10 protein-coding genes are annotated in these 8,748 nt (G+C 68.5%); 8 read left to right on the top strand and 2 right to left on the bottom strand.

What is annotated here, in order from left to right:
* Positions 1 to 321: hypothetical protein (locus BZF57_RS21260; RefSeq protein WP_162290998.1), on the top strand; the 321-nt coding region annotated here is incomplete at its 5' end.
* Positions 322 to 489: 168 nt separating this feature from the next.
* Here BZF57_RS21260 and BZF57_RS11810 read toward each other — a convergent pair.
* Positions 490 to 1,446, bottom strand: coding sequence for a right-handed parallel beta-helix repeat-containing protein (locus BZF57_RS11810; RefSeq protein ID WP_086738000.1), 957 nt, complete (start codon positions 1,444 to 1,446; stop codon positions 490 to 492).
* 163 nt (positions 1,447 to 1,609) lie between these two features.
* Here BZF57_RS11810 and BZF57_RS11805 point away from each other — a divergent pair, with 163 nt between their 5' ends.
* From BZF57_RS11805 to BZF57_RS11780, 6 genes are all read left to right on the top strand, one after another.
* On the top strand, positions 1,610 to 1,891 hold the full coding sequence (locus BZF57_RS11805) for a hypothetical protein (RefSeq protein ID WP_086737997.1): 282 nt from the start codon (positions 1,610 to 1,612) through the stop codon (positions 1,889 to 1,891).
* A gap of 15 nt (positions 1,892 to 1,906) precedes the next feature.
* On the top strand, positions 1,907 to 2,125 hold the full coding sequence (locus tag BZF57_RS11800; protein ID WP_240505955.1) for a hypothetical protein: 219 nt from the start codon (positions 1,907 to 1,909) through the stop codon (positions 2,123 to 2,125).
* Positions 2,126 to 2,168: 43 nt separating this feature from the next.
* Positions 2,169 to 3,371 carry an acyl-CoA dehydrogenase family protein gene (locus BZF57_RS11795; protein ID WP_086737995.1) on the top strand — a complete coding sequence of 401 codons (1,203 nt, stop codon included), beginning with the start codon at positions 2,169 to 2,171 and terminating at the stop codon, positions 3,369 to 3,371.
* Between the two features lie 99 nt (positions 3,372 to 3,470).
* The gene (locus BZF57_RS11790) at positions 3,471 to 4,700 is read left to right on the top strand and encodes a CoA transferase (protein ID WP_086737993.1); all 1,230 of its coding nucleotides are present in this window, start codon (positions 3,471 to 3,473) and stop codon (positions 4,698 to 4,700) included.
* Between the two features lie 93 nt (positions 4,701 to 4,793).
* Complete coding sequence (locus BZF57_RS11785) at positions 4,794 to 6,020, top strand: acetyl-CoA C-acetyltransferase (RefSeq protein WP_086737991.1); 1,227 nt, start codon at positions 4,794 to 4,796, stop codon at positions 6,018 to 6,020.
* Positions 6,017 to 6,865 (top strand): HTD2 family dehydratase, encoded by an 849-nt coding sequence (locus tag BZF57_RS11780; protein ID WP_086737989.1) that lies wholly within the window; start codon positions 6,017 to 6,019, stop codon positions 6,863 to 6,865. Before BZF57_RS11785 ends, BZF57_RS11780 begins: the two co-directional genes overlap by 4 nt.
* A gap of 104 nt (positions 6,866 to 6,969) precedes the next feature.
* Here BZF57_RS11780 and ppk2 read toward each other — a convergent pair whose 3' ends face one another.
* Positions 6,970 to 7,743 carry a polyphosphate kinase 2 gene (ppk2, locus tag BZF57_RS11775; RefSeq protein ID WP_086738076.1) on the bottom strand — a complete coding sequence of 258 codons (774 nt, stop codon included), beginning with the start codon at positions 7,741 to 7,743 and terminating at the stop codon, positions 6,970 to 6,972.
* Positions 7,744 to 7,796: 53 nt separating this feature from the next.
* Between ppk2 and phhA the strand changes: the two genes are divergently transcribed.
* On the top strand, positions 7,797 to 8,735 hold the full coding sequence (gene phhA / locus BZF57_RS11770; protein ID WP_240505954.1) for a phenylalanine 4-monooxygenase: 939 nt from the start codon (positions 7,797 to 7,799) through the stop codon (positions 8,733 to 8,735).
* The last annotated feature ends 13 nt before the right edge of the window (positions 8,736 to 8,748 follow it).

The raw sequence follows: 8,748 nt of genomic DNA, 5'->3' as shown, positions 1-8,748 counted from the left end.
CAGGCCGATCTGGCGACGCCCTATCCGGGCGAATTCTTCCTGCTCAACTTCGGCTGCACCAAGAACACCATCCTGGTCGACCGGTGCGAGGACGCGCGCAAGTTCGTCGTCGACAAGGCCAGCGGGTTGCAGATCTGGCACATCAACCGGTCGAAATCCACAGGCGAGGTCATGCTTTCGCCCCGCGCGCTGGAGGGCCCCGACCTGTGGTTCGAGGAGGCGGTGCATGAAAAGCTCTTCCTGAGCGACGCGCTAGGGCAGGCGCTGCTCGACATCGGCATGGGTGAGGTGTTCCGGCTGACCCGGTGCCGGATTGCCTGAAACCCACAAAGCGTCCTGCGCATCAAGAAGGAAAAGCTGGACCCCGGATCAAGTCCGGGGTGACGGTGTGGTCGATGGCAGAAAACCACCCACTCGCCGACACTAGTCCAGCCCGCCGCCATTCCCGAAAGCGGACGCGCGCGCCGCTTGTCCGGCAGGCTAAAACCCTCAGCGCTGCTCGTACTGCCTGATCCCGCCCGCAAGGCGGTTGCCCTGCATTACGATGGTCGAGCCGGTCCAGTCGGCGAAGAAGGCGCTCTGGCGGGTGAGGCCGGGGACGAAGCGCGCTTCGTTGTTCTCCACCTTCAGCCCGTCCGAGGGGTGGAGCAGGTCTTCCGCGCCCAGCGCGATGAAGGCGGAGTAGTTCTCCTTGTCGCGCCCCTGGACGAACCAGTTGTTCGCGATCCGGCCGGTGCTGCCGGCGGGCAGGTCGATCATGTAGTTGGTGGTGCGACCATTGGCGTCGTCGAAGCTGTTGTTCTCGATCGTCACCTGCGCCGCGCGCGCCTTGAGGTAGTGGCCGCCGGTGCCACGCTCGAAACGGCTCTCGCGTACGGTGAGCGAGCCGTAGTCGCCGATATAGAGCGAGTGCGCGCAGCCCGCGTCGTTCTCGCAGGTGCCAAGGCCGGTGAAGGTCGAGCGGGTGATGTAGATGCGCCCGTTGGGGTCGTTGCCGCTGAGGATGCCCTGCTGGCTGTTCTCGAACCGGGCATAGGCGACATTGAGCGCGCCTTGCTCAAGCCGGATGCCCGCCCCGTTGCCGTCGGCGACGCGCAGGTTGGAGAAGGTGAGCCCGCGGATCTCGGCCCCTGTGCCGCGCAGCACCAGCGCGGCCTTGCCCTCGCAGGAACGGCCCGCGAGGGTCACGCTGCCGGGCTCGGCGGCCTCGTAGATGATCACGCCCTGTTCCTGCACCGCGCATTGGCGGTAGGTGCCGGGCGCGATGCGGATCGTGGCGCGGGCGTTGCCGACGGCGTTCACCGCCTCCTGCAATTCCGCGTAGCTGCGGCCGGTCTCGACCACGGTGAAGGCCCCGGGCACGGGCTGGGCGGTGAGCGCGGCGGCGGGCAGGATCGCGAGGGCGGCAATTGCGGCGGCGCGCGGGCGGAAGCTGGTTTTGATCATGGGCGAGACAATATCACGCGCCCGCCTCGCGCTGCCATCGCTTGCGCGGGGGGTGTGCCCATTTGGCACTTGGCGGCAGGGCCAAGGCTTGGCTACACCCTCCCGCGAACCGGTCGGCACTCCGCGCGCCGCCCGCATCGATACGAGAGGAGAGACCCCCGCCATGCGCAAGCTTGTTGCCCTTGCCGCCCTCGCCACCGCCACGCTGGCGCTTGCCGCCTGCGGCTCTTCGGACGATGCCTCGACGGAAGCGAGCGCCGATACGGTCGAAATGCCCGCCGACAGCGCGCTCGCTCCGGTGAACGAGGCGCCCGTGGCCGATCCCTCGGCCACCGCGACCGACGCGCCCGAGGCTATGCCCGAGCCGGTCGCGACCGAGGCTGCCGATGCCGCGGCTGACGTCGCCGCCAAGGCTGCTGCCGCCGCCGAAGAGCCCGCCGAGTAAGCGGACGCGCCCGCCGTGCCGCGCCTGCTGCTCGCCGCCGCCCTCGCCCTCCCGCTCGCGCTTGCCGCCTGCGGGGACGAGGGCGCGAGCCCGCCCGGCGCGGTCAGCCCGGGCGAGGCCAAGGCGCTGGACGAGGCCGCCGAGATGCTCGACGAGCGCCGCCTGCCGCCCGAAGCGCTCCCCACCGATGCTCCCGCCGAAATGACAGGCGACGCCGCTCCCGCGCGCCAGTAGGCGGGCGAGGCGCGTGCGCGCCCCTTCAAGGACGATTGCCACCATGAACGCCCCCGCCACCCTCGCCGCCCCGCACAATGCCGGGATGGATGACGAGACCTTCGAGCAGTTCGCCGAGCAGCTCGCCCGCTATGTCCGCGAGCGGCTGATCCCGGCCGAGCCGCAGGTGATCGCCGAGGACCGCATCCCCGACGAGATCGTCAAGGAGATGCGCGAGATGGGCCTGTTCGGGCTTTCGGTGCCCGAGGAATATGGCGGCGCGGGGCTCAACATGACGCAGTACGCCCGCGTCGTGAACATCATGGCCTATGCTGCGCCGGCCTATCGCTCGATCTTCTCGATCAACGTCGGCATGTTCGCGAGCGCGCTCAAGAACGGCGCCACGGAAGCGCAGAAGGCCGAATGGTATCCGAAGATCGCCGAAGGGCGGATCGCCTGCTTCGGCCTGACCGAACCCGGCTCGGGCAGCGATTCTGCCGCCATGGCGACCACCGCCGTGCCTGATCCGGACGGCAACGGGTGGATCCTCAACGGCACCAAGCGCTACATCACCAACGCCCCCCACGCCGATGTCGCGCTGATCATGGCGCGCACCAACAAGGAAGCCCTGCCCAAGAACGCGCACGTCAGCGCCTTCCTGGTGCCGATGGACACGCCCGGCGTCTCGCGTGGCTCCTCCGACAAGAAGATGGGGCAGAGCGGCTCGCACATCTCGGACATCATGCTCGACGATGTGCGCGTGCCGGGCGAGGCCTTGCTGGGCGGGGAGACCGGCAAGGGCTTCGTCTTCGCGATGAAGAGCCTCGACAACGGCCGCATCAGCGTGGGCGCGGCGGCGACCGGCTATGCCCGCCGCGCGCTGGATTCGGCGCTCCGATACGCCAACGAGCGCAAGGCCTTCGGCGAGCCGATCGCCAACTTCCAGCTGATCCAGCAGATGCTCGCCGACAGCGAGATCGAGATCTACGCCGCCGAGGCGATGATGAAGGACGTGACCGCGCGGGCCGACCGCGGCGAGAACATTCTGGTGAAGGCCGCCGCCTTCAAGGTCTTCGCCTCCGAGATGTGCGGCCGCGTGGTCGACCGCGTGGTGCAGATCTACGGCGGCGCAGGCTACCTCGCCGAATACGACGCCGAACGCTTCTTCCGCGATGCGCGCATCTACCGCATCTACGAGGGCACGACGCAGATCCTCCAGCTCCAGATCGCCAAGCACATGCTGCGCGAATGGGCTGCCAACAGCTAATGGGAGCACAGCGCCCACCCCGCTGCGACTAGCCAGCAAGCTGGCAAGTCTCGCTCCCCTCCCGCTTGCGGGAGGGGTTGGGGGTGGGCCCGGGACGACATGTATAACCTCCTTTCCGACCTCTCCATCGTCGAAGTCTCGAGCTTCGTCGCCTCGCCCACCGCGGGGCTCTATTGCGCGCAGCTGGGCGCGGAGGTGATCCGCGTCGATCACAAGGCGGGCGGGCTCGATTACAACCGCTACATGCTGACGCGCGAGGGGCGCTCGCTCTCGTGGGAAAACCTGAACCGCGCCAAGAAGTCGGTCGCGCTCGATCTCCAATCGGGCGAGGGCCGCGAGCTGCTGGTCGAACTCGCCGCCAAGGTCGGCCAGTGCATCACCAACCTGCCCGAGCAGAGCTTCCTCAGCCACGCCGCGATGCAGGCCAAGCGCGCGGACATGATCTCCCTGCGCGTCATGGGCTGGCATGACGGGCGGCAGGCGATGGACTTCACGGTGAACGCCGCCGCCGGCTACCCGCTGATGTGCGGCCCCGAGGACTGGGACCCGGCCACCGCGCCGCCCGTGAACCAGGTGCTCCCGGCGTGGGACTTCATCACCGGAGCCTATGGCGCCTTCGCCATGCTCGCCGCGCTCCGCCACCGCGACCGCACGGGCGAGGGCAGCGAGGTGCGCCTGCCGCTCGGCGACGTCGCGATCGGGACGATGGCGAACGCGGGTCTGCTCGCCGAGGTGCTATACCGCGGGGGCGACCGCGAGCGGCTCGGCAATGCGATCTGGGGCGCGTTCGGACGCGATTTCCGCAGCCGCGACGGCGTGCGCTTCATGGTCGCCGCGCTCACGCCCAAGCAGTGGGGCGGCCTCGTCAAGGCCTTCGGGGTCGAGGCGGGCATAGCCGCGCTCGAAGCGAAGCACGGCGTGCGCTTCGCCGACGGCGACACCCCGCGCTTCCAGCACCGCGCCGATCTCTTCGCGCTGTTCCAGAGCGCAGCGGACGCGGTGGACTATGCCACCCTCGAAGCGCGCATGGCGGCCGAGGCCTGCACCTTCGAGCGCTACCGCACCGCCTTCGAAGCCGCGAACGATCCGGTGCTGGTGGCGGACAACCCCCTGTTCGGCCCGGCGCCGGCTAATCCGAGCGGCTTCGCCTACCCCGCCACCCGCAGCTTCGCGAACTTGCCCGGCCGCGAGGCGAGCGATCCCGCGCCCGCGCCCTATCTGGGCGAGCATTCGGAGGAAATGCTGGCGGAGAAGCTGGGGCTGTCCTCCGGCGCGATCGGCAAGCTGGTTGATGCGGGGACCGTGGCCTTATCCGATCAGAATCGCTGATCGATCCCCGTTCGTGTCGAGCGTAGTCGAGACACACCAGAACGGCCTCTCGACTTCGCTCGAGGCGAACGGAATTGTTGGAGAATCGATACCATGACCAGACGCGCCGCCATCTGCACCCCGCTCCGCACCCCGGTGGGCAAGTTCCTCGGCGGCCTCAGCAGCCTCAACGCGGGCCAGTTGGGCGCGGTGATCCTCAAGGCGCTGATGGAGCGTTCGGGCATCGATCCGGCGAGGGTCGATGACGTGGTGTTCTCCCAAGGCTACGGCAACGGCGAGGCGCCCGCGATCGGCCACTGGAGCTGGCTCGCAGCAGGCCTGCCCATCGAAGTGCCCGGCTTCCAGCTTGATCGCCGCTGCGGCTCCGGCGTGCAGGCAGTCGCGACCGCGGCGATGATGGTCGAGACCGGAATGGCCGACGTGGTGGTCGCAGGCGGCGTCGAGAGCATGTCGAACGTCGAACACTACACGCTCGCCGCGCGCGGGGGCGTGCGGATGGGCGACATGGTGCTGCATGATCGCCTCAGCCGCGGCCGCGTGATGAGCCAGCCGGTCGAGCGCTTCGGGGTCATCACCGGGATGATCGAGACCGCCGAGAACCTCGCCAAGGATTACGGCATCACCCGCGAAGAGGCCGATGCCTTCGCCGTCCGCTCACACCAGAACGCGACCCGCGCCTGGGCCGAGGGCAAGTTTGCCGAGCAGCTCGTCCCCGTCACCATCCCGAGCCGCAAGGGCGACCCGGTGGTGTTCGACCATGACGAGGGCTACCGCACCGATGCCTCGATGGAGACCCTCGGCAAGCTTGCGCCCATCGATGTGCGCCGCGACCCCGCAGCCATCGTCACCGCGGGAAATGCCAGCCAGCAGAACGATGCGGCGGCCGCCTGTCTGGTGGTCGCGGAGGACAAGCTGGAGGAGCTCGGCCTCACCCCCATGCTGTGGTTCGGCGGCTGGGCGGCGGCGGGCTGCGATCCCTCGCGCATGGGCATCGGCCCGGTCCCGGCGGTCGAGCGCCTGTTCGAACGGCGCGGCTATTCGTGGGACGACATCGGGCTGGTCGAGTTGAACGAGGCCTTCGCCCCGCAGGTGCTCGCGGTCCTCAAGGGCTGGGGCTGGAGCGCGGACGACAGCCGCCGCGAGATCCTCAACGTCAACGGATCGGGCATCAGTCTCGGCCACCCGATCGGCGCCACGGGAGGGCGCATTCTTGCCGACATGGCGCACGAGATGCACCGGCGCGGGGTGCGCTACGGGCTCGAGACGATGTGCATCGGCGGCGGTCAGGGCATCGCCGCGGTGTTCGAGCGCGCTTCGTGAGCTACGACGCGTGGATCGGGCGCGAGCAGCGCGCGACGGACCGGCTCGACGAGGGGCTGGCCGTGCGCTGGCTCGCCACCTTCGACCTCCCCCGCCCGCATCCCCCGATCATGCCGCAGGGCATCCACTTCGCGCTCTGCACCCCCGAGGCCCCCACGGCCAAGCTCGGCGAGGACGGGCATCCGGCGCGCGATGACAGCCCGCAGAGCTTCCTCCCGCCCTTCCCCCTGCCGCGGCGGATGTGGGCTTCCTCGAAGATCGCCTTCCATGCTCCCATCGCCATCGGCGCGGTGATCGAGCGCACCAGCCGGATCGCCGCCATCAGCGAAAAGCAGGGCTCGACCGGCCCGCTCGCCTTCGTCGATGTTTCACATGAAACACGTGCCAACGGCACGCTGGCGGTGGTCGAGACCCAGTCTATCGTCTACCGGGAGGAGGCTAGCGGGGGTCAAGCCCTGTCTCCGCCACCCCTGGGCGAGGGCAGATTTTCGCCCGAGGGCTGGGATGCGACCCGCACGCTCACGCCCGATGCGCGGCTGCTGTTCCGCTATTCGGCGCTGACCTTCAACACCCACCGCATCCACTACGATGCGCCCTATGCGCAAGAGGTCGAGCGCTATCGCGGGCTGGTGGTGCACGGGCCGCTGACGGCAAGCCTGCTGCTGCAACTTGCGGCGAAGGAGCTGGGCGCGAACCGGCTGCGAAGCTTCAGCTTCCGCGGCCTCTCCCCCGCCATCGCGGGCGAGCCACTGCATCTGGCGATGCGCGCCAAGGATGAGGGCTACGAGCTCGCGGCTTTCGCCGATGACGGGCGGCAGGTGACGGCAGCGTCAGCCACAATCTAGCTCCCCTCCCGCTTGCGGGAGGGGCTGGGGGTGGGCACGAACCCGCGCCCGCTGAGTTTCCCACCCCCGACCCCCTCCCGCAGGCGGGAGGGGAGAAGGCAGGCTCACCCCTCCCAATCCGCAATCGGCTTCAACACCTTGTACTTCTCCTTCGCGGGCTTCTTGCCCAGGTCGGGGAAGTCGATCGCCTCGGGCTCCTCGTGCGTGTCGGGCACCCGCGAGAGCAGGTCGCGCACCAGCGTCAGCCGGCCGCGGCGCTGGTCGTTGAAGTCGACCAGCGTCCACGGCGCGTGCTCGGTGTGGGTCGCCTTCAGCATCGCCTCGCGCGCCTTGGTGTACTCGTCGTACTTTTCCCGCGCGGCGAGGTCGATGGGGGAGAGCTTCCAGCGCTTCAGTGGATCGTCGAGCCGTTCGCGCAGGCGCTCCTCCTGCTTCTCCTGATCGGCGGTGAGCCAGTATTTGAACAGCAGGATGCCATCGTCGACCAGCAGCTTCTCGAATAGCGGCACGGCCTTCAGGAACGCCTCGACCTGCGCCTCGTCCGCATAGCCCATCACCTTCTCGACACCTGCGCGATTGTACCACGAGCGGTCGAACAGCACGATCTCGCCCGCGGTGGGCAGGTGGGCGACGTAGCGCTGGAAATACCATTGCCCCATCTCCGCATCGGTCGGCTTGGAGAGCGCCACGGTGCGGCACTGGCGCGGGTTGAGCGCATGGCGCACGGCGGTGATCGCGCCGCCCTTGCCCGCCGTGTCGCGCCCTTCGAACAGCACCACCACGCGCGCGCCTGTGGCCTTGACCCAGCGCGCCATGCTCACCAGTTCGAGCGTCAGCGGCTCCATCGCCGCCTCGTATTCCTTGCGCTTCAACCCCATCGGCATCCCCTCATGTTTGTGCGGCGGGCGCGAAAGTAGTATCACCTGAAACTATGGCGACTCTCGCAGACCCGCAGCCCGACTTTGCCACCCTGCCAGACATGGCGGCCGATGTCTTTACCGCCCCGCTCGCGCGGCCTGCGCACGTGGGCGAGGACTGGCTGGAGCCGGCGCAGACCATCTATTCCGCCGAGGATCACGCCGTGTGGGACGATCTCTTCGCCCGCCAGATGGAGGTGCTGCCGGGCCGCGCCTGTTCTGCCTTCATGGCGGGGCTGGAGAAGCTCGACCTGTCGCGCGGGGGCGTGCCCGATTTCGGCAAGCTGTCCGAGGAACTGGGGCAGCTCACCGGATGGAGCGTCGTTCCGGTGCCCATGCTGATCCCCGATCACGTGTTCTTCTGGCACCTCGCCAACCGCCGCTTCCCGGCGGGCAACTTCATCCGCACGCGCGAGACCTTCGACTATATCGAGGAGCCGGACGTCTTCCACGATGTGTTCGGCCACGTGCCGATGCTCACCGATCCGGTCTATGCCGACTACATGCAGGAATATGGCCGCGCCGGGTGGAAGGCGATGCGCTACAACCGGCTGAAGGCCTTGGGCGCGCTCTACTGGTACACTGTGGAGTTCGGGTTGATCGAGGAAGCGGGGGAGGTGCGCGCTTACGGCGCGGGCATCCTCTCCGGCCCGACCGAGGCGAAGTTCGCGGTGGAGGCGGAAAGCCCTAACCGCATCATGCTCAACGTCGACCGGGTGATGCGCACCGACTACGTCATCAGCGACCTGCAACCGACCTATTTCGTGATCGAGAGCTTCGCCGATCTCTACCGCCAGACGGTGGAGCGCGATTTCGACCGGCTCTACCGCAGCCTGCCCGCGGGGTTCACCTATGCGAACAGCGCGGTGATCGACGTCGACAACGTGCTGCACCGGGGCACGCAGGAGTACCATCTGCGCGGCGGAAGGGGCAGCGGGGCGAAACCGGTCTAGGGCCTGTTCCAGG

It is taken from the genome of Erythrobacter colymbi (assembly GCF_002155685.1).
GTDB lineage: Bacteria > Pseudomonadota > Alphaproteobacteria > Sphingomonadales > Sphingomonadaceae > Erythrobacter > Erythrobacter colymbi.
The sequence above is the reverse complement of the archived record's forward strand: the minus strand, read 5'-3'. Positions and strand labels throughout refer to the sequence as shown.